Genomic DNA, 24,257 nt, shown 5'->3' with positions numbered 1-24,257 from the left:
GCCGGGAACTGGACACGTACGCCGACCGACGTGTGAACAGGAAGGCAATCTACGGAGGTTGGTCATGGAACGGCGTACCTTCTTGCGTGCTTCGACACTGTCCGTCGGCGCGGCGGCCGGGGGCGCGGCGACGGTGTCTGCCGCGTCGACGGCTGCTGCCAGCTCGGCGGCGTCCGCGGTTTCGGCGGCGAATCCGCTTCGTGTGCAGGTGCTGATGTTCGACGGGGTGGAGGAGCAGGACTTCATCGCCCCGGTGGAAGTGCTGGGGCTCGCGGGGCGGATGAGCGGCGGAGCGCTGACCACGACGATGGTGACGACCGGGCGGCCGTCCACGGTCACCTGCACCTACGGGACCAGGGTCGAGGTGGCCAAGGGCTGGTCACCGCACGAGGCGGATGTGCTTGTGATTCCCGGCGGGGGCTATACCGCCAAGGACGGGCCGGGTGTGAACAGGCTCATCGCCGACCAGGGATTCCTGCGCCGGCTGGCCGCGTCCGAAGCGCTGCCCGTGGGGATCTGCACGGGCGTCATGGTGCTGTCGGCCGCGGGTCTCGTCAAGGGCCGCAACGCCACCACCCACGCGGGCGCCAAGGCGGATCTGGCCGCCCAGGGCGCGACGGTGATCAACGCGCGCGTGGTCGACGACGGGGACCTCGTCACCGGCGGTGGCATCACCTCCGGGCTCGAGGTCTCGCTCTGGCTGGTGGAGCGGTTCGTGGGCGCGCAGCTCACCCAGCGGGTGGAGACGGTGCTGGAGTACGAGCGACGCGGCACGGTGTGGCGCCGTAACTGACGTACGGGGCGCGGCGGTTGGGTCGGCCGCCTCGGCGGGGACGGTCAAGCCGGGCCGTCGGGGCGTGCCCTGTCGGAGGCCGGCTCGGAGGACGCCGCACGGCGCAGGTGTTCCGCGAGCGCGGCTGTGGCTGTGGCTTTTGCTGTGGCTGTCGACGAGGTTCGGGCGGCCTTCGCGCCCCAGGCCAGCAGATGGAGGCGGCGCGCCCAGGGGTCCTCCAGTTCGCACACGTCGAGCGGGAGGTGCGGATCGACCGTACGACGCGGTACGACGGCGAGTCCGACCCCGGCGGCGGCGAGGGCGACGAGGACGTTGAGGCCGGCGACGGTGGTGCGGTAGCGCACCACCGGGGCGTGCGGGCCGAGGTTCTTCTCGATCCAGCGTCGTAGCGACGAGTCGGCGTCGAGGCCGACGAGAGGGTGCTCGGCGACCTCGCTGTACGACAGCCCGGTCCGCCCTGCGAGAATCCCGCCGGCCTGGCCGATGACGACGAGCGAGTCGTCGCCGAGGGGTTCCATGTCGAGGCCGCAGTCGCGCGCCTCCTCGTCGTCGATGACGATCCCCAGGTCGGCCTCGCCGTCGGTCAGCGTCCGCACGGTCTGCGGGGTGCGGCTCTCGGAGACCCGGACATCGACGTCCGGGTGCGCGCGGAGGAACGAGACCAGGGCCTGCTGCACGAATCCCTGGATGGCCGAGCCACCGCCCAACAGGGTCAGTGGAGCGGCCGGGGACCGCGTGTAGCTCGCCACGGCGCTTTCCAGCCGGGCCGTCTGGGCGAGGACGTCGCGCGCGTGGCGGGCAAGTGTCGTACCCGCCGGGGTGGGGCGCACGCCCCGGCGGCCACGGATCAGGAGCGCGACACCGGCGTTGTGCTCCAGCGCGCGCACCCGCGCGCTGGCCGACGGCAGGCTCAGGTGCACCCGGCGGGCACCTCCCGTGATCGACCCCTCCGCCAGGATGTCGAGAAAGAGCCGTAGGTCGTCCAAGTCGTAGCGCATTCTCTTCAGCCTATGGCACGGCCTTAGGCTGGGTACAGAAATGACGCATTGTGCGCCCACCGGACGCGGGGTGATGCTCGGCGGGTGCCCGACATTGTGCTCGTCCTGCTGGCCGGTGCCGTCGCCGGAACGATGAACGCCATCGGTGGCGGGGGGACATTCGTGGCGCTGCCCGCCCTGGTCGCGGCCGGCCTGTCCCCGGTGGCGGCGAACGCGTCGTCGACCGTCGCCCTCGCGCCCGGGGCCGTGGCCAGCGCATGGGTCTACCGACGCGAACTCGCCCCGGTCGGCGAGACGTCCGCGTCGGCGCTCACGGCGATCAGCGTGCTCGGGGGCGCGCTCGGTGCCGGCCTGCTGCTTGCCCTGCCGAGCGCGTCGTTCGGCGCCGCGGTGCCGTGGCTGCTCGCCTTCGCCACGCTGGTCCTGGCTTTCGGCCGTCGCGTCTCCCGTGCGCTGAGCGCGGCGGCGGGCCGCTCGGGCGAGGTCGGCATGAGCGCACGGGCCGTCCTGGTCGCGCAGTTCGTTCTCGCCGTGTACGGCGGATACTTCGGCGGTGCCATAGGCATCATGCTGCTGGCGGTGTGGAGCATCGGCCTCGGTCTCGACACCGCGGCGAGCAACCCGATGCGGATCGCCCAGGTCTCGGCCGTCAATCTCAGCGCGACCTCGCTGTTCCTCGTCGCCTCGGACGCGCTGCGCACTCCGCTCGAGCTGACGACCATGCTGGTCGGCGGGGTGGCCGGCGGCCTCGCGGGCGCCCACCTCGCGCGCCGTCTCCCCGCCCGGCTGCTGCGCGGCACCATCCTGACCGTCGCCGTCACCATGACCGTCCTCTATTTCCTACGCGGCACGAAGGCGGGCTGACATGGCCGAAGGCGACACGGAATCGCCGTACACGGATACAGACACGTACACGTATATGGCGCGAGCGAGGCTGGAGATGGCTTTCGCGGCGTACGAACTGACCGAACTCGCGCGCTCGGCCGTGCCGATCGGTGAGCACGAACTGGATCGCGACTCCGCGGTCCGTCCGGCGGGCTCCGTATCGGCCGACGCCGCCCAAGTCCTCGCGGCCGCGCACCGGTTCTACGAGGCCGCGGCCAGATTCGAGCACTGCCGGGCGGACCCGCTCGCCGCCGAGGCGAACGCCTCCGCCGGGGTGAGTTGGTGGCGGTCCTACCTGGCCGTCGCACCGCTCGAAGCGGCGCGCGACCTCGATGACTGGGTACTGCGCCACCAGGACGGGGACCCCGATCCCGGCACCGCGCCGGTGTCCGGCGGCCTGGTCCGCCGGACCGGCCGCCCATGACTCAACGGGCCTGCTCGGGCACGGCGTTCATCCGCCGAGCCCCGCGTGGCCGAGGTGATGGAGTACGGCCAGGACGCGGCGACGTGCTTCTCGACGGCGCGCTGCGAGATCTCCATCCGGCGGGCGACGGCCGCGTTCGTCAGGTCCCGCCGCCATGTGCGCCAGTACCTCGCGCGCGTCCAGCGTGCTGCGGCCGTGTCCGCACCATGGCGTTCATGGTTCGCTGCGCCGGTCCGGTGCCTCGGCCCCAGTGTGGCGCAGGTCGTAGAAGTAGGAACGGTCGTTCTTGAAGCTGCGCCAGACGGTGGCGGGAGGGTCGGTCTCGTCATCGTGGCTGTCGAGAGGACGGGCGGTGACGATGCCGTCGGTTTCACAGTGCCAGCCGTCGGCCGGCGTCCAGAGACACGACACCTGCCCGTCCGTTCGCAGATAGGCGGGGCGGCCGTGGCGCGCACCGTGGTGTTCGAACTGGTAGCGGAGTCCGTCGACATGGCGGACGAAGGTGAAGGATTCAAGAGCCGTCATGCCTTTGGGACTGTAGGGGGACGGGACCGTCGGTGGCCAAGAAGTTTCGGGCATGACGACACCACAGGGAGCGCCTCCCGGAAGAGACGCCGTGCCAGATGTCCGGGGCCCCCGAAGATCCGCGGGGCACGGCCTACCCCACCATCACCCCCGAGCGTCTCCGCAGGTGCCGCCCCAGCGGCGCCGCCGAAGAGACCAGCACCAGTGCCAGTACGCCCACCGCCGTCGCCGCCCAAGCCGTCGGCGGCAGGCCCGACAGCGGCGCCCCGGCCGTTGGCCCCAGGGGGAGCGTCACCACGCACGCCACGGCCGCTCCCGCGCCGAAACGCGCCGTCGCCAGCAGCACTCCCCGCACCAGCACCATCCGCACCACCTGGCCCGTGCCCGCGCCGACCGCGCGCAGGAGCGCGACCTCGTGGTGGCGTTCCGGCCGTCGTCGCGAGGGCCGCGAACTTCACCAGCGAGAAGGCCACCACCAGTGCCCACCGCGCCGTCGCCGAGCACCCGCAGCGGCAGCGGCAGCAGCGGCAGCGCCACCAAGGCCGTCACGCACCGCTGTCGTTCCGTGTCACTGACATATGGCTCGACCGTACGAATCAGCAGGTCATGGGCACGATGGAGTGACCACCCGGATCCGGGTTCGGAAAAACCGAACCGGGTACGGGCCCACGCCCCGCACCGGCTCTCAGCTCTCAGGCGATCCGCAGGACGACCTTGCCGGTCAGGCCCGGCTGGGTGAGACGTTCCGCCGCGTCCTCGGGCGCCGTGAAGGCGCGGACCGAGTCGATGACCGCCCTGACGTCGCTCAGCAGACCGGGCAGGGCAGTGCGCAAGTGGGCGACCAGCGTGTGGAGTTCATCGGCTTCGCGGCCCCGGAAGGTGGTGCCGATGAGACGCAGCCGGCGCGCGGCCAGTAGTTCCAGGTCGAGTTCCGTACGGTCGCCGCCGAGTCGTCCGATCTGCACGATCCTGGCCGACGTGGCGGCCGCGCCCATCAGATCGGCGACCTGCACGCCACCGACATGGTCGAGACAGACGTCGTAGGCGTCGGGGCCGAGCGCCTCGGTGAGGCCGGTGGTGCTGGTGTCGATGACGCGGTCGGCGCCCAAGGATCGCAACAGCTCGGTCTTGGCCGCACTGCGGGTGGTGGCGATGACCGTGCCGGCGCCGAGGGCACGGGCGAGTTGGACACCCACGAGGCCGACTCCGCTCGTGGCTCCAGTGATCAGGACGCGATCGGCGGGGCGGATCCGGGCGATCTCCGTCAGAGCGTCGTACTCGGTGAGAAGTGCGCTCGGCAGGCCGGCGGCCTCTGTCGCGGTGACCGCTTCGGGGACGGGCAGGAGGAGTCGGTGGTCGACGGCGACCAACTCGGCGCAGGCGCCGCCCGTCTGTGCCATGACGAGCTGCCCCGGCCCGAAACCCGAGCCGAAACCCGACCCGGTTCCCGGCACGCGCGGGCCGACCGTCCGGACCCGGCCCGCCATCTCGAAGCCCACGCGGTTCAGCGGCACGTTCCAGTCGGCACTCGTGGGTACGTAACTGCCCTCGCGCATCAGCAGGTCGGCACGGTTCAGACCGGCGGCCACCACCTCAACCAGGACCTCATGGGGGCCGATGTCCGGTGGCGGGACCTCGGCCACCACCCACCTGCGGCTTCGGCCTTCGGTAACGAGTGCGCGCATGACGCGATCATCGCAGTACGACCCCGTCGGCCACAGCCACGGCCACGGTCAGGCCTCAGCGGCGTCCGGTCCGGCGGCCGTGGGCGCCGTCGCCGGTCCCGCCCGGATCACCGACACGGCCACGGCCAGGTCGCCCCTGACCAGGGCCTCCGGGACAACGACCGGGCCGGACCCCAGCGGGCCGCCGGCCGCCTATCGGACGGTTCGGATGCCGGCCAGGATGAGGTCGACGCCCGCGAGGAACTGCTCGCGGTCGTCGTGCTCGGGCAGTTGCGCCGCCACCTCACGCATGTACGGGTACTCCGCGGGGTCGAGTCGCGCCCACTGTGCGGCGACGTCCCCGAGAAAAGCCGAGCGATCCGTCTCGCCCGCGAGGAGACGGGCGTTCGCGGCGTTCTGCCCGGCGACGCCGAGGACGTAGTTCACGAGCACGAATCCGGCGTCGAACCGTGCCCGCTCGGGAACGCCGAGCGCCTTGAGCCGGCCGCCGATGCCTTCGAAGATCTGCACGTTCGCGGACTGCCACGGCTCACGGGAGAGCTGGGTGCCCACCCAGGGGTGCGCGTCGATCGCGTCGAACACCCCGAGGGCGACGGTACGGATCGCCTCCCGCGGCTCCGCGCCGCCGACCACGTCGGTCATGACCCGGGTGATGACGTCGTTCGTGGCCGCCGCGAGCAGCTCGTTCTTGTTGGCGACGTGCCAGTAGATCGCCCCGGCCCCGGTGGCCAGGCGCGCCGTGAGCGCGCGGAAGGTCAGAGCGCTCTCTCCCCCGGCGTCCAGGATCTCGATCGCCGCCTCGACGATCCGCTCCTTCGAGAGCGCGTCCGTGCGCCGCTCGGTCCGCTGCTTCCTGGTCGCCATGGACTTATCTTGACATAGCTGGAACGGCGTTCCAACATGGATTCATGGAACGCCATTCCAAGCACGCTCCGAAAGGAACATGATCATGATGACGACACCGGTCGCAATCGTCGGCGCGGGCCTCGGCGGCCTCGCCCTCGCACGCGTCCTCCATGTCCACGGCATCCCCGCGACGGTCTACGAGGCGGACCCGTCGGCCGAGACCCGTACTCAGGGCGGCCAGCTCGACATCCACCCGAACGACGGGCAGGCCGCGCTAGAAGCGGCCGGCCTCACCGACGAGTTCCGCGCGATCATCCACGAGGGCGGCGCGGCTTCGCGCGCGCTCGACCAGCACGGGAAGGTACTCCTGGACGAACCCGACGACGGCAACGGCATACGGCCCGAGGTGCTCCGCGGGGACCTGCGGCGCATCCTGATCGACTCCCTGCCCGCCGGGACGATCCGGTGGGGGAAGAAGCTCACCGGTGTCGCCGCACTCGGCGACGGCCGGCACGAACTGACGTTCGCGGACGGATCCACCGTCGGCACCGAACTCCTCGTCGGCGCGGACGGCGCCTGGTCCAAGGTCCGGCCGCTGCTCTCCGACGCCACGCCCGAGTACACCGGCACGACGTTCATCGAGACCTACCTGTACGACGCCGACGAACGGCACCCCGCGACGGCCGAAGCGGTCGGCGACGGCGCGATGTACGCGCTCACCCCGGGAAAGGGGATCGTCGCCCACCGCGAGGCGGGGAACATCCTGCACACGTACGTCGAGCTGAACCGCTCCGCCGAGTGGATCGCCGCCATCGACTTCACCGACGCCACCGCCGCGGCCGCCCGCGTGGCGGCGGAGTTCGACGGGTGGGCACCGGAGCTGACGGCCCTGATCACCGACGGCGAAACCGCTCCGGTCCCCCGCATGATCCACGCACTCCCGGACGGACACCGCTGGGACCGCGTGCCCGGGGTGACGCTCCTCGGCGACGCCGGTCACCTGATGCCGCCGTCCGGGGACGGCGCGAACCTGGCGATGTTCGACGGCGCCGAACTCGGCAACGCGATCGCCGCGCACCCCGACGACATCGAAGCGGCACTCACCGCGTACGAGGAGGCGCTGTTCCCGCGCAGCACGTCGGCCGCCGCGGACGCACGGGAGATCCTGGAACTCTGCCTCGGCGACCGCGCACCGTTCGGCCTCATCGATTTCATGACCGGCGCCGCACCGCAGGACACCGACACGAGCCGGGCCCGGTGAAACGCTTCGTCGGCCAACGGGGCGGGCCGGCCCCGACGCACCCGTGCGTCGCGCGCACAGGGCGCCGTCAGGCCGTCGTCTCCCCGGTGGGGAAGTCGGCCGAGCGGCTGACCTCGGCCCACCGCGCGGCCTCGGCGGCACGTTCCCGTGAGGCCTTGTCGGCGTACGTGACCGCGTCGGAGCCCAGCAGGAGGCGTAGCGGGGGCTCCGGGTTGTTGACGATGTCGAGCAGGACGCGGGCGGCGCGGGCGGGGTCGCCCTTCTCGGTGCCCTCGTTCTCGCGGCGGTAGGCGTTCATCTTCCCGACGGTCCGCTCGTAGTCGGGGGTGGCGTCGTGGAGGGTCATGGACGAGCCGCCCCAGTCGGTGCGGAAGGCGCCCGGCTCGACGATGGTGACCTTGATGCCGAGCGGTCCGACCTCGGTGTTCAGCACCTGGGAGAAGCCTTCGACGGCGAACTTGGCGGTCTGGTACGCGCCCATGCCCGCGGTGCCGCCCACGCGTCCCCCGATCGAGGAGAACTGGAGGAAGTGGCCGGCGCGCCGGGCCCGCATGTGCGGCAGCGCCGCGCGGGTGACGTTGACGACGCCGAAGAGATTGGTCTCGATCTGCGCCCGGAAGTCCGCCGGGTCCATGTCCTCGATGGACGCCGAGCCGGCGTAGCCGGCGTTGTTGGCGACCACGTCGAGCGAGCCGAACGCCTCCACCGCGGTGGCGACCGCGGCGCCAGCGGCGTCCGGATCGGTGACGTCGAGGGCGACGGTACGAACGCGGTCGCCGTACGCGTCGGCGAGCCCCGCGAGCTGCTCGGGCCGGCGGGCGGTGGCGACGACATTGTCGCCGGCCTCCAGGGCCGCCTTGGCCAGTGCGTACCCGAAGCCGCGGGAGCTTCCGGTGATCAGCCAGTTGTGGCGCTGCATGATGCGCTCCTTATTACCTACGTACTAGTTGGTAGGTAACTCCAGCGTGCATCGCCCGGCCCCGGTTGGCAACCTACTAGTTGGTAGGTACGCTGGGCCCATGCCCCGCAATCCGGACGCGACACGAGCCCGCATCATGAAGGCGGCGACCGACGAGTTCGCCACGTACGGGATCGCGGGAGCCCGTATGGACCGCGTCGCCGAGCGGGCCGCCAGCAGCAAGGAGCGCATCTACACGTACTTCGGGAACAAGGACCAGCTCTTCGACGCCGTCTTCAGCAACTACGTCGAGGAGTCCCTCGCCGAGGTCGACTTCGACGCCCACGATCTGCCGGCCTACGCGGGCCGCATGTTCGACCACTTCGCCGACGCCCCCGAGCGGCTGCGGCTGTCGACCTGGTACCGGCTGGAACGCCCCGAGGGCACACACCTCCGGACCTTGATCGACACCAACGATCTCCGGGTCCACCGCATCGCGGCCGCGCAGGACGACGGATCGGTCCCGTCCCACTTCACCGCCGTGCAGTTGCTGGCGTTCATCCAGGCGCTCTCGACGTCCTGGGCGACGATGAACCCGGAGTTCTCGGCCCTGGCCGCGCCCATCAGCCGCAGCGAGCGGCGCCGCACGGTCGTCGACGCGGTCGCGCGCGTCGTCGGCGCCACTGCCGCCCCCACCTCGGGGGACGGCGGCAGCGACGGCTGACCGGTCCTAGGCCCTGTCTTCAAAGTCCCGCCTGGCCTGCGACGCCTGGCACGGCACCTCGCCGCGTTGTCGGAGTCGACCAAGTACGCCCAGTACGAGGCCGATCCTCCGCCTTGCGATGCACCGCACCAGCCGCCGCAGGCCCCGCCCTACGGGCGGACGGCGCTACTTCGAAGACAGGCCCTAGGCGAACTGGCCGGGGCGGTAGTCGCCCGCGGGCTGCCGGACGATGACGTTCACCCGGTTGAAGGCGTTGATGAGGGCTATCAGGGACACCAGGACGGCCAGTTGCTCCTCGTCGTAGTGCTTGGCCGCGTTCGCCCAGACCTCGTCCGGCACGCCCCCGGCGGCGTCCGCGGTACGGGTGCCCTGTTCGGCCAGCTCCAGAGCGGCACGCTCCGCGTCGGTGAAGACCGTCGCCTCGCGCCAGACCGCGATCAGATGGAGGCGCGACGAGGTCTCCCCCGCTGCCGCCGCCTCCTTGGTGTGCATGTCGGTGCAGAAACCGCAGCCGTTGATCTGGCTCGCGCGGATCTTCACCAGTTCCTGCGTGGCGGCAGGCAGGGCCGACTCCGAAACCGCCTTGCCCGCCGCGATGAAACCGTTGAGGACCTTGGTCGCGGTCGCGCTGCCGAACACGTTCAAACGAGCGTTCATGGTGAACTCCTCCGTCGTCGTCGCCGGGTACTCGGCCCGGGTACACCGCACTGACGGATCAACCGCGCGGAATGTGACAGCCCGCGGAATGTGACAGCCTCCGGTGGACCTCCCTCCCTTCAGGCCGCCCGCACCGCCAGCCGGGTGCCCAACTCCAGGATTCGCAGGGCGCGTTCCGTGGCATCGGCCAGGATCTCGCGGCTCCCCTCGATCGCTTCGGGCAGCGACATCGGAGCGGGCAGGATCGCGCTGTACGCGTCGACGCCGATCGCCCGCACCAGATGCGCGCCCGGCCCGATGGTGCCCGCGAGCACGAACACCGGCACTCCGGCCGCGTGGGCCCGGCTCGCGACTTCGGCAGGGATCTTGCCGCGTACGGTCTGGTGGTCGAGCGCCCCCTCGGCGGTGATCACCAGATCGGCACGGGCCAGCCTGGCGTCCAGGTCGAGCCGGTCGAGCAGGACCTCGAAGCGGGGCAGGAGCCGCGCCCCCAGCGCGGCCAGTCCGGCCCCGAGCCCGCCGGAGGCCCCGGTGCCGGGGGCGGTCCGCAGATCGATCGCGGACGGCAGATCCCGGGTGAGAACCCCCGCCCAGCGCTCCAGGGCCGCCGACAGCACCTCCACATCGGCCGGGCCCGCCCCCTTCTGCGGTCCGAACACGCGTGCCACACCGTGCGTGCCGCACAGGACGTTGAAGGGGTTGCAGGCCACGAGCAGTTCGGTGCCGGCGAGGCGCGGGTCGAGTCCCGAGGTGTCGATGCGCTCCAGTTCCGCGAGCGCCGCGCCGCCCGGCGGGAGTTCACGGCCGTGGTGGTCCGTCAGCCGGGCGCCCAGCGCCTGGAGCGCTCCGGCGCCGCCGTCCGACGTGCCGGAGTCCCCGCAGCCGACGAGCACCCGCCGCGCTCCCAGGTCCAGCGCGGCCCGGATCAGCTCACCCACGCCGTACGTGGTGGTCCTCCCCGGATCACGCCGGTCGGCCGGTACGAGGGAGAGACCGGCGACCGCGGCCATCTCCACAACGGCGGTGACGGGACCGGAGCCGGCATCGGCGGCGGGCCCCGCCTCGCCGAGCAGGGCGAAGTGCGTGCTCACCGGAAGCCCCACCGGGCCCGTCGCGGTGCACGGCACCAGTCGACCGCCACCCGCGAGGGCCAGCGCCTCCGCCGTACCCTCTCCCCCGTCCACCAGCGGGATCAGGTCGATGTCGGCGTCGGGGATCACCCGCCGGACGCCCTCGGCGATGGACTCGGCCACCTGAGCCGCGGAGAGGGACTCCTTGAACCCGCTGGGGGCGATGACGATGCGGTAACTCATGGCTGGGTCTCCAGGTGGACGGGCACGCCGAGCAACGGCCAGACGGCGAGGGCAAAGAGCAGCACGAGGGCCGCGGTGAGGGGCGCGAGCACGGCCGAGAGCCGCAGGAGATCGCGCGGGGTGTACGTGGGGGTGCCCGGCAGGTCCGCGAAGAGCGCGACCGGCTTGGCGGAGGCGGGGAGGGTGTGGCAGAAACCGGCGGCGGCGGTCGACGCGAACGCCGCGGCGACCGGATTGACACCGGCGGCCATCGCCGCTGCGACCACCAGCGGGACCAGGACGGACGAGCGGGCGGAGCGGGACTGAAGCGCCAGATGCGCCGCTGTACTGATCACGATCACACCGGCGAGGAACATCCACGGCGGCATCGACGCGCCACCCGGCACCCAGCCCACCAGCCAGTCGGCCGCGCCCGATTCGGAGAGCGCGATGCCCATCGCCATGGTGGCGGCCATGAAGAGGAGCAGCGGCCAGGGCACTGTCCGCAGACCGTCCTTGAGGCCCACTGTGCCGAGGGCCGGCGAGGCGGCGACGACGGCGCCGATGAGGGCGACCACCGCGGGCGACACGCCGTGCAGCGGTTCGCTGCACCAGAGCACGACCACCGTTCCCAGCAGCAGGAGGCAGCGTGCCTCCGGCGGGGTGAGCGGCCCTTGCACCGGTGCGTCGGAGTGTTCCTGGATCTGCGCCGTGGTGATCCGCACGGGCCCCGTCCGGTCGGCCCGGCGGGTCGTCGTCAGGAGCACCAGCTCGGCGGCCAGATGGGAGGAGACCACGGCGAGCGGCAGCCCGAGGACCAGCCAGGTGACGAAGCCCAGTTCCTTCCCTGTCTGCTCCCACAGCACGCCCACGGTGATGAGATGGGCGCCCGCGCCGATCAGGGTGGCGACGGCGGAGAGCAGGATCACCGTCGGGAAGAGGAGCGCCAGCATCACCACCAGCCGGGTCCGGTCCGCGAGCGCCTTGGCGAGCGCCAGGAAGACCGGCAGGGCGAGGGCGGCGCGGCCGGAGGTCGCCGGCACGGCGAAGGCCGTGACGACCAGTCCGGCCGTGGTCAGATGCACCAACTGCCGTACGGTGCCCGCCCCGCCGACCAGCCAGGCGGCGGCACGGCCCGCGAGCCCGGCCTTGCTGACGGCGGCGGCCAGGACGAAGGCGCATATCAGCAGCCACACCGTCTCGTCGCCGAGCGTCGCGAAGAGCGTCTCGCTGCTGATCACCCCGGTCGCGGTGAGCGCGAGTCCGGCGCCGAGCGCCACATAGGTGTCGTCCACCGAGGTGGCGATCCAGGTGTAGGTGGCGAGGATGAAGACGACGAGCGTGAACCGCGCGTCGCCGCCGAGGCGGACGAGATCGCCGGGCAGGGCGAGCAGGACGCAGAGGCAGAGGACGGCGGCGAGGCTGCCGGTCTGCCGGAGAGAAAGGGGCACGACGATCAGCCTGGGCGCGGGCCGTGAGGTCCGAATGAGCCTCGGGTGAAAGCCGCTTCATGTACGTGACGGTGCCGACGGCCCGGCCGGGGAGTGCGAATACCCCGGCCCACGGGCCGCGTTCACGGCATGCGGTAGCCCATCCCCCGTATCGTCTCCAGCCGCTCGGCGCCCAACTTCCGCCGCAGCGCCCGCACATAGACGTCCACGATGTTGGAGCCGGGGTCGAAGTCGTAGCCCCACACATGGGAGAGGATCTGCTCGCGCGACAGCACCTGGCCGGGGTGGCGCAGGAACATCTCCAGCAGCACGAACTCACGGGCCGTCAGATCCACGGTCCGCTCGTCGGCCCGTGCGCGCCGGGTCCTCAGGTCGAGGCTGAGGCTGCCGCTGCGCAGCATGGTGACCTCCGGCGCCCGCGCCGCCGTACGCAACCGGAGCCGTACCCTCGCCAGCAGTTCCTCGAAGCGGAACGGCTTGGTCATCCAGTCGTCCGCGCCGCCTTCGAGCCCGGCCACGGTGTCGCGTACGGAGTCCCTGGCCGTCAGCACGATGACGGGCAGCGTGACGCGCGCCTCGCGCATCTCCCGCAGGACGGTGAATCCGTCCCGCCCCGGCAGGCCGATGTCGAGGAGCACCAGGTCGAAGCCGCCGGACACGGCGTGGTGCAGCGCCGAGTCGCCGTCGTCGGCGACGACGGTGGTGAAGCCGTTGGCGCGGAGCCCCTTCTCCACGAAGGAGGCGATCCGTTCCTCGTCCTCGGCGATCAGAATTCGGTTCATGAGCCCGTCTCCAGAATGAGTACGAAGGTGGCGCCGCCGCCGTCGGTACGGCGTAGTTCGACCCGGCCGTGGTGGCCTTCCGCGATCGCCTTGACGATGGCCAGTCCGAGTCCGGCGCCGCTGGTGCGGGCGCCCCGGCGGGCGGTGCCGCGCCGGAACCTCTCGAAGATCACCTCGGCGTCCTGCGGCGGAATGCCGGGTCCGTTGTCGGCGACGTACAGTTCGATCCGTTCGCCGTGCGCCTGCGAGCCGATCCGTATGCGCTGGCCCGGCACCGTGTGCTGGACGGCGTTCTGGGCGAGCTGGACCATCGCCTGGGTGATCCGCTGCGGGTCCAGCGGTGCCTCGCGGTCGGCGACCGTGTCCAGCAGCCACTCCCGCTCGCCGAGCGTGCGGGCCTTGACGAAGACGTCGGCGGTCAGCTCGGCGAGCTGGACCGGTTCGGGGCGGACGAAGTCGGGCCGCTCGGCCCGGGCGAGCAGGAGCAGGTCCTCGACGATGCGGCTCATCCGGTCGAGTTCGTCCGTGACGAGACGTATCGTCTCCTCCCGGTCGGCGGGATCGTCGCCCATCAGCTCCAGATGCCCACGCACGATGGTGATGGGTGTGCGCAGTTCGTGACCCGCGTCGTCCACGAAGACCCGTTGCGCGGCGAACGCCTGCTCCAGCCGGTCGAGCATGCCGTTGAACGTCTCGGCGAGCGCCGCGATGTCGTCACGGCCCTCGACGGGGATACGCCGGGTGAGATCCCGCTCGGTCAGCTCGGCGGCGGTCTTCCGTACGAGGCGGACGGGCGCCAGGATGTGGCCGGCGACGGCCCAGCCGATACCGCTCGCCAGGACCAGCGCCATGCCCGACAGGGCCAGCAGTGTCCAGAACGTCTTGTCGGCGACGGCCCGTTCGCGGTCCGCGTGGAAGGCGACGATCAGGGCGCCGGGCGGGTCGTCACCGAGCGGCCGGATGGTGACCTTGGCCCAGCGCAGCTCCCCCTGCGAACGGTGCAGGGTGCCGGAGGAGCCCTCGGCCGCGAGGATCCGCTTCAGCGACGTCTCGTCCCGCCACAGGGCGATGTGGTCGGGGATGTCGCGGCGCTGCCGGACGATGTCGGACCGGGTCGCGGAGGAGCGGGGCAGGCCCAGCAACTCCTCGTCCCGGTCGGCGTACTGCCGTTGCAGAAAGGTCTGGAGCAGCTTGCGTGAGTCGCCGAAACTCCGGCCGGTGTCCGGGTCCACGCCCTGGACCACGAAGTTCGCGAACTCGCCCGTCTCCTGGGACAGCAACTGGCTGATGCGGTGTTCCACGTCCCGGTGGAGGATCGAGCGCACCGTGACGGCCACGGCCCCCAGGGCCACCGTCATCACCACCAACAGCCACAGCAGGATCCGCACCCGCGCGGAGATCCTCGGAACGTCAACCGTCATCACCGAAGTCGTCGTCATCGTCGTCACCGTTGCCGGCCGACGGCCCCGGAACGACGTCGTCGTCGTCGGATGTCCCGCCCGGCGAAGCGGTGGATGGACCCGTCGGCGAACCGGTGGGCGAGCCCGTGGGCGAAGACCCAGGTCCGGTGCTCCGCCGGTCGTCCGGTGTGCCGCTGGGCGTGCCGCTCGGCGTGTTGGAGAGCTGTACGCCGGGGGGCACCTTGGGCGCGTCGGGACTGTCGGTCATAGCGTAGCTGGTCGCGGCGATGCCGAGAGGGATGGCGACGACGGCCGCCAGGGCCGCCAGACGAGGTGAGAAAGCCATGCGGTCCATCCTGGTGAGCGGGCCGATCGCCAGCATGAAGCGGGGATGAGGATTTCTTCATGAAGGCCCGGACTGCCGCTCGGTCACCTGCTCGGGTGGTGGGTTTCCGGGGGGAGGAGGAGCTTGGGGAGGTGGGGTACCTCGGTCCGGGGAGTTGGTGGTCAACGATGTCGAACGCGTCCCAGCGCCCACGACGACGCCCGTGCCGTGTCGCTGCCAGCCGTGCGGGGCCGGTCCTGGTCGAGGGGCCGGTGGAGGTGGTGGACGAGGCGGGGAACACCTTCGTCTCTGACCGCTTCGTCGTCGCCCTGTGTGTCTGCCGCCGCAGCCGTTCCTACCCGTGGTGCGATACGAGCCATCGCCGCCGGGTCCGGGGCGAGGACCGCCCCGGACCGTCCGGCGACCGCACGGAGGGGCCCGGGCGTGACGACGTACCGTGAATCGCGCGCGCTGAGCCCGCCGCTGCCGGAGCCACGGGGTACGGTCTCGGCCTCCGTACGTACGTCGCTGGCGGAAGGGACGGCCGTGTCGCTCCCGCCGGAGTCCCTGGCGGGCGCGGACCCCTTCGGTGACGATCTGCAACTGGCCCTGTACGTCCTGTACGAGCTGCACTACCAGGGTTTCGCCGGGGTCGACGACCGGCGCGAGTGGGACCCGGAGCTGCTGCGGGTGCGCCGCGTGCTGGAGGACCGGTTCCTCGGGGCCGTACGGGAGGCCGTGCCCGGGGGTGGTGGCGCGGACGACGCCCTGGCGGGGCTGCTGGTCGAGCCCGTGGGGGACGACGGGACGAGCACGACCCACTTCCTGGACCGCGAGGGCACCCGGGAGCAGTTGCGTGAGTACGCGGCGCTGCGCTCGCTCTACCACCTCAAGGAGGGCGACCCGCACGCCTGGGTTCTTCCCCGGCTGCACGGCAGGGCGAAGGCGGGCATGGTGGCCGTCGAGTACGACGAGTACGGCGCCGGGCGCGCCGAGGACCTGCACGCGCGGCTGTTCGCCGATCTCATGGCCGACCTGGAGCTGGACATCCGTTACGGGCACTACGTGGACGTCGCGCCCGCGCAGGCGCTGGCCGTCGTCAATCTCATGTCCGCGCTCGGACTGCAGCGCGCGCTGCGGGGCGCTCTCGTCGGTCATTTCGCCGCGGTGGAGGTGACGTCCTCCCCGGGCTCCCGGCGGCTGGCCCACGCCATGCGGCGGACGGGCGCGGGTGCCGCCGCCGAGCGCTTCTACGCCGAGCACGTGGAGGCCGACGCCGTCCATGAGCAGGTCGTCCGGCGTGAGGTCGTCGCGGGACTGCTGGCGGACGAGCCGCGGCTGGAGCCGGATGTCGCCTTCGGCGTCCGGGCGACCGTGCTCGTGGAGGACCGGCTGGCGGCCCATCTGCTGGACGCCTGGCGCGCCGGACGGAGCGCCCTGCGCGCCCCGCTGCTCCCGTGACGGCGCCGGGCCTACGCGACGCGGATGACCGCGATGCCGCTTTCGAGCGCGATCGCCACCCGGGTGCCGTCCGGGTGCACGGCGGCGACGGACGACGGCATATGGGTCACACCGTACGAACCCTGCCGCCGGTACATGGGCAGCTCCGGCCACCGCGCGACGAGCTCACCGGTACGGATGTCGAACAGGCGCGGATACTCGTACAGCGCGAGGACCGCTTCGCCACACCCGACGATCGCCCCGAGCGGCCCGGGAACGTCGTGGCGGTAGAGCCATGCCGCCTTGGAGCAGGACCACACGCCGAGTTGGTGCCGCCCCAGCCCCTCGTCCACCGGGTGCTCCCAGCCGACGTCACCGGCGACCAGGGCCAGTCTGTCGCCGTCGAGCCAACAGGCGGAGTCCACCTCGTCATGGCTCAGCGACAAGGGGTCCAGCAGGCCGTCTCCGTCCAGCACCGAGGCGTCGGTCAGGGCCCGGTCCAGGTCATACACCTCACAGATACCCGCCGGGTGCCACACCCAGCCCGCCGACATCAGCCACCGACCGCCCGGACTGACCGCCGGCCGCGAGTGGAACAGGTTCGACATCTCCTCCCGGGACCCCGCGGCCAGGCACTCACCCGTGGCGACGTCCTCGATCTGGAGTAGGTCGTAGCGCTCGGGGCAGTGCACCAGCACTTCCCTGCCGTCGGGCAGTTCCCCCAGGCCCACCGGGTAGTCGTAGGACTGGAACTGCTCCTCGTCCCGGCGCAGTTCACGGACGCCTTTCCGCCCGTCGAGCAGCAGACCGCGGGTACCCCGCTCGCCGTACACGACGGTCCACCGGCCGGACGGTGACGTGACGGCCCGGTCGTAACACTCCCCGAACCTCCGCCGCGCGCGCCGGTGTTCCCTCCCGTCGGGTGACCAGCGGCGCCAACCACCCACCGGGTCCACCAGATCGTCCCCGTCCCACACGAGAGACCGCACCTCGCCGGTCTCCACCAGCATCTCGCGCACCACAACGCCGTCGTTCATCGAAGCCCCCCAGGCACGCCGCTCCCCCGGCGACGTGCCCCCATCATCGCCGACGCGACCGTCACACCGGGGCGTGTTCCCGGAGCCGGCCGAGAAGTTGATCGCCGATGCGGGCGACCTCGGGCTTGTACGGAGTGTCGGAGAGGACAAAGTGGGTGATACCGAGTTCGCCGTACTTCCGCAGGGCGGCGGCCACATCGTCCGGAGAGCCGACCAGCCAGGTGGTCCCGGCGCCTCCGCCGCCGACCCGGCCGGGGGCGGTGTAGAGGCAGGAGTCCAGGACCTCGCCGCGCTCGGCGAGGTCGTAGAGCCGCTGCTGGCCGACGGCTCGGCGCCGTTGGGGGTTGATCGTCGAATCACGGGCGCCGGCCAGTTTGGCCACCTTCGCCTCGGCGTCGTGCCATGCCTCCTCCGTCGTGTCGCGGACCAGCGTGGTGATGCGCAGGCCGAACTCAAGCGGTGCGTGGGTACGGCCGAGGGATTCGCTCAGCTTCTTGAGACGGTCGATCCGCTCGGCCACGCCGTCGAGCGGTTCTCCCCAGAAGAGCTGGACGTCGGCCTCGGTGGCCGAGACCGCTTCCGCCGCCGCCGAGGCGCCGCCGAAGTAGAGCCTCGGGGTACGGCCGTTCTCGGCGCCGTACGGGCGCGGGCTGATCGTCGAGTCCTCGACCCCGAAGAACTCGCCCCGGAAGGTGACGTTCTCCTCCGTCCAGAGCCGGCGCACGAGTTGGAGGAATTCCCGGGTGCGGTCGTACCGGCGGGCCGGGTCGCTCTCGCCGTCGCCGTACGCCCCGGCGTTGTCGAGGCCGCTGACGATGTTGACCAACAGGCGTCCCCCGCTGAGCTGGTCGAGGGTGGCGGCGGCGCTCGCGAAGTGCGCGGGCTGCCAGTAGCCGGGCCGTATCGCGACCAGCGGTTTGAACGTGGTGGTACGGGCGGCGAGCGCGGTGGCCACGGTGAAGGTGTCCGGCCGGCCCCATCCCGTACCGATGAGGGCTCCGCCCCAGCCGTGTTCCTCGGCGGCCCGGGCGATCTCGGTGGAGAAGCCGAGCGTGCCCCATCCGTCGGTCGTGTCGTCACCGCGGTGGCCGGGCTCGACGGTGTTGGGGATGTACCAGAGATACTCGTCGCTCATGTCAGTGCTCCGATTCGCTGTCGAGCGGGGTGGCCTTGCTCGGTGAGTTGTTCTCCGACGGCTTCGGGCGGTCCGGCGGGGCCTCGGTCCCGGCGTCCGCCGCGGCCTCAGCCGCGGCGCGCACGGAGGCCCGTCCCGTGGACGGCGTACTGGTCGATGAGCGCCAGCTCCTCGTCGGTCAGCGGCGAGAACTCGGTCGCCGCCCTGACGTTGTGGTCGAGCTGCCAGGTCGAACTCGCCCCGATGAGCGCGCTGGTGACCTCCGGTCGGCGGAGCACCCACTGCAGCGCCAGTTGGGCGAGCGACTGGCCGCGCTTCCTGGCGATGTCGTTCAGGGCGCCGGCCCGCTCGCGGTAGCTGTCGCTGATGTCGTCGGGCGACAGGAAGCGGCTGGTCGCCGCGCGGGCGTCGGCGGGCACGGTGCCGTCCAGGTACTTGTCGGTGAGCAGTCCCTGTGCCAGCGGTGAGTACACGATCACGCCGGTGCCGTCGTCCGCCGCCACCTTGAGCAGGCCGTCGGTCTCGGGGCTCCGGTCGAACATGGAGTAGCGCGGCTGGTGCAGGAGCAGCGGTACGTTCGCGGCGCGCAGCAACTCGGCTGCCTCGTGGGCGAGTTCACTGGGGTAGTTCGAGATGCCGATGTAGAGCGCCTTGCCCTGCTCGACCGCGCCGACCAGGGCTCCTACGGTCTCCTCCAGCGGAGTCGTGGGATCCGGGCGGTGCGAGTAGAAGACATCGACGTAGCTGACGCCGAGGTCGCGCAGGCTGTGGTCGAGCGACGCCAGGAGTGACTTGCGCGAGCCGCCCTTGAGATAGGGGCTGTCCCCAACGGGGTTGCCGGCCTTGGTCGAGATGAGGATCTCGTCGCGGTACGGCGCCAGATCGCTCCTGACGACCCGTCCGAAGAACTTCTCCGCCGCGCGGGCGGGCGGGCCGTAACGGTTGGCGATATCGAAATGGGTTATGCCGAGGTCGAACGCGTGCAGAACGATGTCCCGTTGGGTGTCGAACGGATAGTCGTCACCGAACTTCTGCCACAGGCCGAAGGAGAGAGCGGGCAGGACGAGACCGCTGTTACCGGCGCGGCGGTACGGCAGTTTCTCGTAGCGGTCGTCGGCGGCTCGATAGCCCATGGACGGTCAGGCCTTTCTGAAGAAGGGGGAGGGTCACGGCTCGCGGGCAGCCCTCGGCGCCGCATGGCGTCGTAAGCCGCCGGAAGTCGTCGTAAGCCTTCGGACGGCGACAACCCACGACGAGGCACCGTGCGTCGGAGAACGGCGGGAAAGGGGAACGGGAAAGGCGAGAACGTGGCCGTGATCGATACGCTACGGAGAGCGAGATCAGGCGAATCCGCGTGAGCGCGAGGAAAGGCGACTACGCGTCAGGTGGCACTAAAGACAGAGCGCGCTGGCCGACCGCAGAAGGTCGACGTGAATGCGCGTAACGAGCCTTACACCTGGATGCACGATGCAAAGGTAAGCGAAGCGAAGGATCCTGGCAATGCGCGCGGCCGCCGGGCGGAAGGGTGAAGGGGCGCAGGGGGTACGCCGCGTGGGACCCCGCGCTCGAACCCGTACGCCCGTACGCCGTACGCCCACAAGGCCCGTACGCCTTCACCCACGCCGTCCGAGGGGCCCGCAGCGAGGTTGTTGCAGGGTTGTTGCGCCGCGCGGTGAGGACTCGGAAAGAAAGTCGATACGCTCCCGGTTGACTTCGGGGCTTCGGCAGGCGCTCAACTGCCGTTAACAGGGGATGATCCACCATGACCAGCACACCTTCCGCCAACCTTTTCAAACCGCTCGGGGAAGGCGACCCGGCCGTTGTCGGCGGTTATCGCCTCGCGGCCGTGCTCGGCACCGGCGGCATGGGCAAGGTGTACCTGACGTACACGCCGGGCGGCCGGCCCATCGCGCTCAAGGTGATCCGGCCCGAGTTCAGCGAGGACCCCGAATTCCGGCGGCGCTTCCAGCGGGAGGTCCAGGCCGCGCAGCGGGTGCAGGGTCTGTACACCGCGCCGGTCATCGACTCCGACACCGAGGGCTCGCAGCCCTGGCTCGCCACGGCGTACGTGCCGGGCCCCTCTCTCGCGCACGCGGTGGCCCAGCACGGCGCGCTGCCGCTGCGGAGCGTGCTGCTGCTGTCCGTCGGGGTCGCCGAGGCCCTCCATGTCATCCACGGCGCGGGCATCGTGCACCGTGACCTGAAGCCCGCCAACGTGCTTCTGGCCTCCGACGGCCCCCGCGTGATCGACTTCGGTATCGCCCGCGCCGCCGACACCACCGCCCTCACCGGTACCGGCGTCAGCGTCGGCACCCCGGCGTTCATGGCGCCCGAACAGGCGTCGGCCGGTACGGTCTCCCCGGCCACCGACATCTTCGCCCTCGGCCAGATCGCGGCGTTCGCGGCGATCGGTTCACCGGCTTACGGCGAGGGGTCGTCGCACGCGGTGCTCTACCGGATCGTGCACGAGGACCCCGACCTCAGCCGCGTGCCGGCGGAGCTGCTGCCCCTGGTGACCCGCTGTCTGACGCGCGACCCGGCCGGGCGGCCCAGCCTGACGGAGATCATCGAGCTGTGTCACGAGATCTCGCCCGTCGCGCTGCGCCAGGGCGAGGACTGGCTGCCGCAGGCGGTCGCCGGATCGATCACCGAGCGGCTGAAGTTGCCCGAGCCGGCGAAGACCCCGCCGCCGCAGCCGAGCGTGGCGCCGACGCCGACCCAGTTCTCGCCGCAGCCGCCGGCGCCGGGCACGGTGAACCCGTACGCGCCGACCGGTTTCGCCACGCCCGCCGCGCCGACGCACAACGGGCCGGGCGCTCCCGGCCCGGTACCGCCGCCGCCCGGCTACCCGGCACACCCCACGCAGGGCCACCACACCCCGCCGCCCGGCTACCCGATGCAGCCCACACCGCCGCCCGGCTACCACACCCCGCCGCCCGTCGTCCACGCTCCCTATGTGCCCCCGCAGCCGCCCAGGCGGAAGCAGCGGACCGGGCTGATCGTCGCCGCGTCGGTCGTGGGCGCGATCGTCGTCCTGGGGGTCATCGGCTCCCTGTTGCCGGACGGCTCCGGGAAGGACGACGAGTCCAAGTCGCCCAGTGGCAGCAGCAGCGCCAGCGGCGCGGGGGGCGGCTCGGACAACGGCGAGACGCCGGGCACGGACGCGGGCAAGAAGCGGCCCGACCCCAAGTCGGCCTCGTACAAGGGCATCGACGTGACGGAGAGCTATCAGGTCATGCTCGCCGACAATCCCCCACGGCCGGCGGAGGGGGACGTCTCCTACGGCGGCGGGGACTTGTACTACTACGTGGACAGCCTGTTCGGGGAGGACAACTACATCGGAACCGACAACGGCAAGTTCATCCTGCTGAACAACGCGCAGAAGGGCTCCCTGGAGACCTGCCGCGCGGAGACCCGCTTCACCGAGAGGATCACTCTCGACCAGCTCAGTGACGGGTCGGAGTTCTGCGTGCTCAGCGACGCGGGCCATATCGCGGTCGCGACGTACCAGGGCAAGGGCGGCGCCGAAGGCTCGACGTACGTCACCTTCGACCTCACGGTCTGGCGGAACGCGGAAGAGGCCAAACCGGAGGACTAGGACCTGTCCGACCGCCACCGCGTCAAGAAGTGCGCCGGACGGGTGAGCCGGTCGGCGGGATCGGCTCGGCGTGGTGCGGGGCGGGCCCCGGCGCCGTATTGGTGGCCTCTTCGGGCAGCGGACGCGGAGGCGGTGACGGGGTGTCGACGACCGAGCCGGTGGGTCCGGGGCGCGCCCAGTGGGGTGCGCTGATCCTGTTCGCCGGGGCCTCGGGCGCGGTGGATGTGCTGGCGTTCATCGCGCTGGGCCGGGTCTTCGCCGGTGTGATGACCGGCAATCTCGTGTTGCTGGGGCTCTCGCTGACGGGGACCGGGGACGAGGGCGGGCCGGCCGCGCCGCTGCTGGCCCTCGGGGGTTATGTGGCGGGAGTCGCGGCCGTGGCGCCCTTCAGCCGGCGGCGACCGGAGGAGTTGGAGAGGCACTGGCCCCGCACGGTCGTGCGCTGGCTCGCCTTCGAGGTCGTACTCCTGGCCGCCGTCGCCGTCGTCTGGGGCGCGGCCGACGGGGCGCCCGCACAGCCGTGGCTCGATGTCGTGCTCGTCGCGGTCGCCGTCGCCATGGGGACGCAGTCCGCCGCGCTGGCCCGGACGGGCGCGGCGGGCGGGCCGGGGACCTACTTCACCGGCACCCTCACCCAGTTGGTCGTGCGCGCGGTCGGACCGGCGGGCGAACGCCGGGCGGACCTGGGTTCCCTGGCACGGCTTGTCGCACTCACCGCGGGCGCGGCCGTGGCCGCGCTCGTGTACGCGGCGTCCGCGCCCTGGGCGATGGCCGTACCACTGCTCTGGGCGTCGGCGGCACTGGCGTGCGTGGCCGTTTCCCCGCGCCCGGACCGGTCCACCCCCACCACAGCGACAACAGGAGGCGCCCCATGAGAGCCGTGGTCTACGACGGCACCCGCCGTGTGTCCGTGCACGAGGTCGAGGACGCGGCCCTTCAGGAGCCGACGGACGCGCTGGTACGCATCACCTCCAGCGCCCTGTGCGGCACCGACCTGCACATGTACGACGGCCGCACGGGCGCGGAGCCCGGCCTCGTCCTGGGCCACGAGCCGCTGGGCGTCGTGGAGCGGACCGGCGCCGCCGTCACGGCGGTGGCGGCCGGTGACCGGGTCGTGATGCCCACGCATCTGTTCTGCGGGGTCTGCCCCAACTGCGCCCGTGGGCGGACCGCCGCGTGCAGCCGGATCAGACCCGGCGCTTTCGGCGCCGCGTACGGTTACGCCGGCATGGGCCCGTTCCGGGGCGCCCAGGCCGAGTTGCTGCGCGTGCCGTACGCGGACGCCAACTGCGTGCCGCTGCCCGGCGAGCCCGGCGACCGGTACGAGGACGCGTTCGTGCTGCTGGCGGACGCGTTCGTCACCGGCTGGCACGCCACCGAACTCGCCCGCGTGCGGCCTGGCGACACCGTCGCCGTGTTCGGCGCCGGGGCGATCGGGCTGCTCGCCGCCCACTCGGCCGTCATCCGTGGCGCCGGCCAGGTCTACGTGGTGGACCACGTCGCCGAACGGCTGGCCGTGGCCGCCGAGTTCGGCGCCGTACCGGTGGACTTCACCGACGGCGACCCGGTCGGGCGGATCCGCGACCACCGGCGTGAGCGCGGGCTGCCGCCCGGGGAGGAGGGCGCGGACGGGGTGGACTGCGGCATCGACGCGGTCGGATTCCAGGCCCGCGACCGCTCCGAACCGGGGCGGGAGAATCCGCGCCAGGTCATCGACGATCTCGCCCGGCTGGTGAACCCCGCCGGATCGCTCGGTATCGCGGGGGTCTTCGCCGCCAAGGACCTCGACCCGGCGGCCGGGGGTCATCGTGACGGATCGCTCCAGGTGCCGTGGGCCACGCTGTTCGACAAGGGCGTCCATGTCGGCTTCGGCCGCACCCACGACCGCCGCTACACCCGCCTGTTGCGGGATCTGGTGCTGGACGGCAGGGCGCACCCCGAGAAGGTCGTGACCCATCACGGTTCGCTGGCCGACGCGCCGGGTCTGTACGACGCATTCGACCGTCGCGCCGACGGCATCGTGAAGGCGGTGCTCCGGCCGTGACGTACCGGCCCTGCCCGTCGCTCGCCGGCCGCGGCCCGGCGGTTCCCACCCGGCTCC

At 71.7% G+C, this 24,257-nt stretch carries 26 protein-coding genes and 1 pseudogene; 10 read left to right on the top strand and 17 right to left on the bottom strand.

The genetic code is table 11. The annotated features are described in order from the left end of the window. Positions 1-64 precede the first annotated feature (64 nt). Positions 65-793, top strand: coding sequence for a DJ-1/PfpI family protein (locus ACFUN8_RS21360; protein ID WP_383639831.1), 729 nt, complete (start codon positions 65-67; stop codon positions 791-793). Positions 794-837: 44 nt separating this feature from the next. Here the strand turns inward: ACFUN8_RS21360 and ACFUN8_RS21355 are convergent, their stop codons facing one another. Further along, on the bottom strand, positions 838-1,791 hold the full coding sequence (locus ACFUN8_RS21355; protein ID WP_383639828.1) for a LysR substrate-binding domain-containing protein: 954 nt from the start codon (positions 1,789-1,791) through the stop codon (positions 838-840). A gap of 84 nt (positions 1,792-1,875) precedes the next feature. Here ACFUN8_RS21355 and ACFUN8_RS21350 point away from each other — a divergent pair, with 84 nt between their 5' ends. Both ACFUN8_RS21350 and ACFUN8_RS21345 read left to right on the top strand, forming a co-directional pair. Then, on the top strand, positions 1,876-2,655 hold the full coding sequence (locus ACFUN8_RS21350) for a sulfite exporter TauE/SafE family protein (RefSeq protein WP_383639825.1): 780 nt from the start codon (positions 1,876-1,878) through the stop codon (positions 2,653-2,655). A gap of 55 nt (positions 2,656-2,710) precedes the next feature. Further along, complete coding sequence (locus ACFUN8_RS21345) at positions 2,711-3,100, top strand: hypothetical protein (RefSeq protein ID WP_383639822.1); 390 nt, start codon at positions 2,711-2,713, stop codon at positions 3,098-3,100. Positions 3,101-3,313: 213 nt separating this feature from the next. Here ACFUN8_RS21345 and ACFUN8_RS21340 read toward each other — a convergent pair whose 3' ends face one another. From ACFUN8_RS21340 to ACFUN8_RS21325, 4 genes and pseudogenes are all read right to left on the bottom strand, one after another. Beyond that, positions 3,314-3,625, bottom strand: a complete 312-nt coding sequence (locus tag ACFUN8_RS21340; RefSeq protein ID WP_383639819.1) for a hypothetical protein — start codon at positions 3,623-3,625, stop codon at positions 3,314-3,316. Between the two features lie 133 nt (positions 3,626-3,758). Beyond that, positions 3,759-4,040: pseudogene (locus tag ACFUN8_RS21335) on the bottom strand (hypothetical protein); the annotation flags it as partial. A gap of 277 nt (positions 4,041-4,317) precedes the next feature. Beyond that, positions 4,318-5,310: a zinc-binding dehydrogenase gene (locus ACFUN8_RS21330; RefSeq protein WP_383639816.1), complete on the bottom strand. Its 993-nt coding sequence runs from the start codon at positions 5,308-5,310 to the stop codon at positions 4,318-4,320. Positions 5,311-5,502: 192 nt separating this feature from the next. Beyond that, positions 5,503-6,174, bottom strand: coding sequence for a TetR/AcrR family transcriptional regulator (locus tag ACFUN8_RS21325; RefSeq protein WP_383639813.1), 672 nt, complete (start codon positions 6,172-6,174; stop codon positions 5,503-5,505). 88 nt (positions 6,175-6,262) lie between these two features. Here ACFUN8_RS21325 and ACFUN8_RS21320 point away from each other — a divergent pair, with 88 nt between their 5' ends. Beyond that, positions 6,263-7,417, top strand: coding sequence for an FAD-dependent oxidoreductase (locus ACFUN8_RS21320; protein WP_383639840.1), 1,155 nt, complete (start codon positions 6,263-6,265; stop codon positions 7,415-7,417). Positions 7,418-7,484: 67 nt separating this feature from the next. Here ACFUN8_RS21320 and ACFUN8_RS21315 read toward each other — a convergent pair whose 3' ends face one another. Beyond that, a complete protein-coding gene (locus ACFUN8_RS21315) occupies positions 7,485-8,336 on the bottom strand; it encodes an oxidoreductase (protein ID WP_383639810.1) in 852 nt (283 codons plus the stop codon). 100 nt (positions 8,337-8,436) lie between these two features. Here ACFUN8_RS21315 and ACFUN8_RS21310 point away from each other — a divergent pair, with 100 nt between their 5' ends. Then, entirely contained in the window at positions 8,437-9,039 is a 603-nt protein-coding gene (locus tag ACFUN8_RS21310; protein WP_383639807.1) for a TetR family transcriptional regulator, read from the top strand. A 183-nt stretch (positions 9,040-9,222) separates the two neighbouring features. Here the strand turns inward: ACFUN8_RS21310 and ACFUN8_RS21305 are convergent, their stop codons facing one another. The 6 genes from ACFUN8_RS21305 to ACFUN8_RS21280 all read right to left on the bottom strand — a co-directional run bounded on the left by ACFUN8_RS21305 (position 9,223) and on the right by ACFUN8_RS21280 (position 14,967). Next, positions 9,223-9,696, bottom strand: coding sequence for a carboxymuconolactone decarboxylase family protein (locus ACFUN8_RS21305; RefSeq protein WP_383639804.1), 474 nt, complete (start codon positions 9,694-9,696; stop codon positions 9,223-9,225). 119 nt (positions 9,697-9,815) lie between these two features. Continuing rightward, positions 9,816-11,009: a glycerate kinase gene (locus ACFUN8_RS21300; protein ID WP_383639801.1), complete on the bottom strand. Its 1,194-nt coding sequence runs from the start codon at positions 11,007-11,009 to the stop codon at positions 9,816-9,818. After that, positions 11,006-12,439, bottom strand: coding sequence for an SLC13 family permease (locus tag ACFUN8_RS21295; RefSeq protein ID WP_383639798.1), 1,434 nt, complete (start codon positions 12,437-12,439; stop codon positions 11,006-11,008). Before ACFUN8_RS21295 ends, ACFUN8_RS21300 begins: the two co-directional genes overlap by 4 nt. A 122-nt stretch (positions 12,440-12,561) precedes the next feature. Beyond that, positions 12,562-13,221, bottom strand: a complete 660-nt coding sequence (locus ACFUN8_RS21290; protein WP_023536688.1) for a response regulator transcription factor — start codon at positions 13,219-13,221, stop codon at positions 12,562-12,564. After that, on the bottom strand, positions 13,218-14,642 hold the full coding sequence (locus ACFUN8_RS21285; protein ID WP_383639795.1) for a sensor histidine kinase: 1,425 nt from the start codon (positions 14,640-14,642) through the stop codon (positions 13,218-13,220). Before ACFUN8_RS21285 ends, ACFUN8_RS21290 begins: the two co-directional genes overlap by 4 nt. Further along, entirely contained in the window at positions 14,632-14,967 is a 336-nt protein-coding gene (locus ACFUN8_RS21280; protein ID WP_383639792.1) for a small hydrophilic protein, read from the bottom strand. The genes ACFUN8_RS21285 and ACFUN8_RS21280 overlap by 11 nt, the downstream gene beginning before the upstream one ends. 59 nt (positions 14,968-15,026) lie before the next feature. Here ACFUN8_RS21280 and ACFUN8_RS21275 point away from each other — a divergent pair, with 59 nt between their 5' ends. Together ACFUN8_RS21275 and ACFUN8_RS21270 are read left to right on the top strand one after the other, a co-directional pair. Next, complete coding sequence (locus ACFUN8_RS21275; protein ID WP_383639789.1) at positions 15,027-15,407, top strand: CDGSH iron-sulfur domain-containing protein; 381 nt, start codon at positions 15,027-15,029, stop codon at positions 15,405-15,407. Continuing rightward, positions 15,391-16,407, top strand: coding sequence for an iron-containing redox enzyme family protein (locus ACFUN8_RS21270; RefSeq protein ID WP_383639786.1), 1,017 nt, complete (start codon positions 15,391-15,393; stop codon positions 16,405-16,407). The genes ACFUN8_RS21275 and ACFUN8_RS21270 overlap by 17 nt, the downstream gene beginning before the upstream one ends. Positions 16,408-16,418: 11 nt before the next feature. Here ACFUN8_RS21270 and ACFUN8_RS21265 read toward each other — a convergent pair whose 3' ends face one another. The 5 genes from ACFUN8_RS21265 to ACFUN8_RS21245 all read right to left on the bottom strand — a co-directional run bounded on the left by ACFUN8_RS21265 (position 16,419) and on the right by ACFUN8_RS21245 (position 20,024). Continuing rightward, positions 16,419-17,423 carry a hypothetical protein gene (locus tag ACFUN8_RS21265; RefSeq protein ID WP_383639783.1) on the bottom strand — a complete coding sequence of 335 codons (1,005 nt, stop codon included), beginning with the start codon at positions 17,421-17,423 and terminating at the stop codon, positions 16,419-16,421. Between the two features lie 61 nt (positions 17,424-17,484). Continuing rightward, positions 17,485-18,558 carry an LLM class flavin-dependent oxidoreductase gene (locus tag ACFUN8_RS21260; protein WP_383639780.1) on the bottom strand — a complete coding sequence of 358 codons (1,074 nt, stop codon included), beginning with the start codon at positions 18,556-18,558 and terminating at the stop codon, positions 17,485-17,487. A gap of 1 nt (position 18,559) precedes the next feature. Further along, the gene (locus ACFUN8_RS21255) at positions 18,560-18,682 is read right to left on the bottom strand and encodes a hypothetical protein (protein WP_383639777.1); all 123 of its coding nucleotides are present in this window, start codon (positions 18,680-18,682) and stop codon (positions 18,560-18,562) included. After that, a complete protein-coding gene (locus ACFUN8_RS21250; RefSeq protein ID WP_383639774.1) occupies positions 18,666-19,691 on the bottom strand; it encodes an aldo/keto reductase in 1,026 nt (341 codons plus the stop codon). The genes ACFUN8_RS21255 and ACFUN8_RS21250 overlap by 17 nt, the downstream gene beginning before the upstream one ends. Before the next feature lie 258 nt (positions 19,692-19,949). Next, entirely contained in the window at positions 19,950-20,024 is a 75-nt protein-coding gene (locus tag ACFUN8_RS21245) for a putative leader peptide (RefSeq protein WP_383639837.1), read from the bottom strand. Between the two features lie 296 nt (positions 20,025-20,320). Here ACFUN8_RS21245 and ACFUN8_RS21240 point away from each other — a divergent pair, with 296 nt between their 5' ends. The 3 genes from ACFUN8_RS21240 (at position 20,321) to ACFUN8_RS21230 (ending at position 24,200) form a co-directional block, all read left to right on the top strand. After that, a complete protein-coding gene (locus tag ACFUN8_RS21240) occupies positions 20,321-22,156 on the top strand; it encodes a protein kinase (protein ID WP_383639771.1) in 1,836 nt (611 codons plus the stop codon). Between the two features lie 140 nt (positions 22,157-22,296). Next, positions 22,297-23,031 carry a YoaK family protein gene (locus tag ACFUN8_RS21235; RefSeq protein ID WP_383639768.1) on the top strand — a complete coding sequence of 245 codons (735 nt, stop codon included), beginning with the start codon at positions 22,297-22,299 and terminating at the stop codon, positions 23,029-23,031. Then, positions 23,028-24,200: an alcohol dehydrogenase catalytic domain-containing protein gene (locus ACFUN8_RS21230; protein ID WP_383639766.1), complete on the top strand. Its 1,173-nt coding sequence runs from the start codon at positions 23,028-23,030 to the stop codon at positions 24,198-24,200. Before ACFUN8_RS21235 ends, ACFUN8_RS21230 begins: the two co-directional genes overlap by 4 nt. Positions 24,201-24,257 lie beyond the last annotated feature (57 nt).

Origin of the sequence: Streptomyces sp. NPDC057307 (genome assembly GCF_042667665.1) — a bacterium.
GTDB lineage: Bacteria > Actinomycetota > Actinomycetes > Streptomycetales > Streptomycetaceae > Streptomyces.
This window is presented reverse-complemented; position numbering and strand designations above follow the sequence as displayed.

Excerpts from the sequence above, each read along its gene's own strand:
- ACFUN8_RS21360 (WP_383639831.1), top strand. The coding sequence starts at position 65 with ATGGAACGGCGTACCTTCTTGCGTGCTTCGACACTGTCCGTCGGCGCG.
- ACFUN8_RS21355 (WP_383639828.1), bottom strand. The coding sequence starts at position 1,791 with ATGCGCTACGACTTGGACGACCTACGGCTCTTTCTCGACATCCTGGCG.
- ACFUN8_RS21345 (WP_383639822.1), top strand. The coding sequence starts at position 2,711 with ATGGCGCGAGCGAGGCTGGAGATGGCTTTCGCGGCGTACGAACTGACC.
- ACFUN8_RS21340 (WP_383639819.1), bottom strand. The coding sequence starts at position 3,625 with ATGACGGCTCTTGAATCCTTCACCTTCGTCCGCCATGTCGACGGACTC.
- ACFUN8_RS21330 (WP_383639816.1), bottom strand. The coding sequence starts at position 5,310 with ATGCGCGCACTCGTTACCGAAGGCCGAAGCCGCAGGTGGGTGGTGGCC.
- ACFUN8_RS21325 (WP_383639813.1), bottom strand. The coding sequence starts at position 6,174 with ATGGCGACCAGGAAGCAGCGGACCGAGCGGCGCACGGACGCGCTCTCG.
- ACFUN8_RS21320 (WP_383639840.1), top strand. The coding sequence starts at position 6,263 with ATGACGACACCGGTCGCAATCGTCGGCGCGGGCCTCGGCGGCCTCGCC.
- ACFUN8_RS21315 (WP_383639810.1), bottom strand. The coding sequence starts at position 8,336 with ATGCAGCGCCACAACTGGCTGATCACCGGAAGCTCCCGCGGCTTCGGG.
- ACFUN8_RS21310 (WP_383639807.1), top strand. The coding sequence starts at position 8,437 with ATGCCCCGCAATCCGGACGCGACACGAGCCCGCATCATGAAGGCGGCG.
- ACFUN8_RS21305 (WP_383639804.1), bottom strand. The coding sequence starts at position 9,696 with ATGAACGCTCGTTTGAACGTGTTCGGCAGCGCGACCGCGACCAAGGTC.
- ACFUN8_RS21300 (WP_383639801.1), bottom strand. The coding sequence starts at position 11,009 with ATGAGTTACCGCATCGTCATCGCCCCCAGCGGGTTCAAGGAGTCCCTC.
- ACFUN8_RS21290 (WP_023536688.1), bottom strand. The coding sequence starts at position 13,221 with ATGAACCGAATTCTGATCGCCGAGGACGAGGAACGGATCGCCTCCTTC.
- ACFUN8_RS21285 (WP_383639795.1), bottom strand. The coding sequence starts at position 14,642 with ATGACGGTTGACGTTCCGAGGATCTCCGCGCGGGTGCGGATCCTGCTG.
- ACFUN8_RS21280 (WP_383639792.1), bottom strand. The coding sequence starts at position 14,967 with ATGGCTTTCTCACCTCGTCTGGCGGCCCTGGCGGCCGTCGTCGCCATC.
- ACFUN8_RS21275 (WP_383639789.1), top strand. The coding sequence starts at position 15,027 with ATGAAGGCCCGGACTGCCGCTCGGTCACCTGCTCGGGTGGTGGGTTTC.
- ACFUN8_RS21265 (WP_383639783.1), bottom strand. The coding sequence starts at position 17,423 with ATGAACGACGGCGTTGTGGTGCGCGAGATGCTGGTGGAGACCGGCGAG.
- ACFUN8_RS21260 (WP_383639780.1), bottom strand. The coding sequence starts at position 18,558 with ATGAGCGACGAGTATCTCTGGTACATCCCCAACACCGTCGAGCCCGGC.
- ACFUN8_RS21250 (WP_383639774.1), bottom strand. The coding sequence starts at position 19,691 with ATGGGCTATCGAGCCGCCGACGACCGCTACGAGAAACTGCCGTACCGC.
- ACFUN8_RS21240 (WP_383639771.1), top strand. The coding sequence starts at position 20,321 with ATGACCAGCACACCTTCCGCCAACCTTTTCAAACCGCTCGGGGAAGGC.
- ACFUN8_RS21230 (WP_383639766.1), top strand. The coding sequence starts at position 23,028 with ATGAGAGCCGTGGTCTACGACGGCACCCGCCGTGTGTCCGTGCACGAG.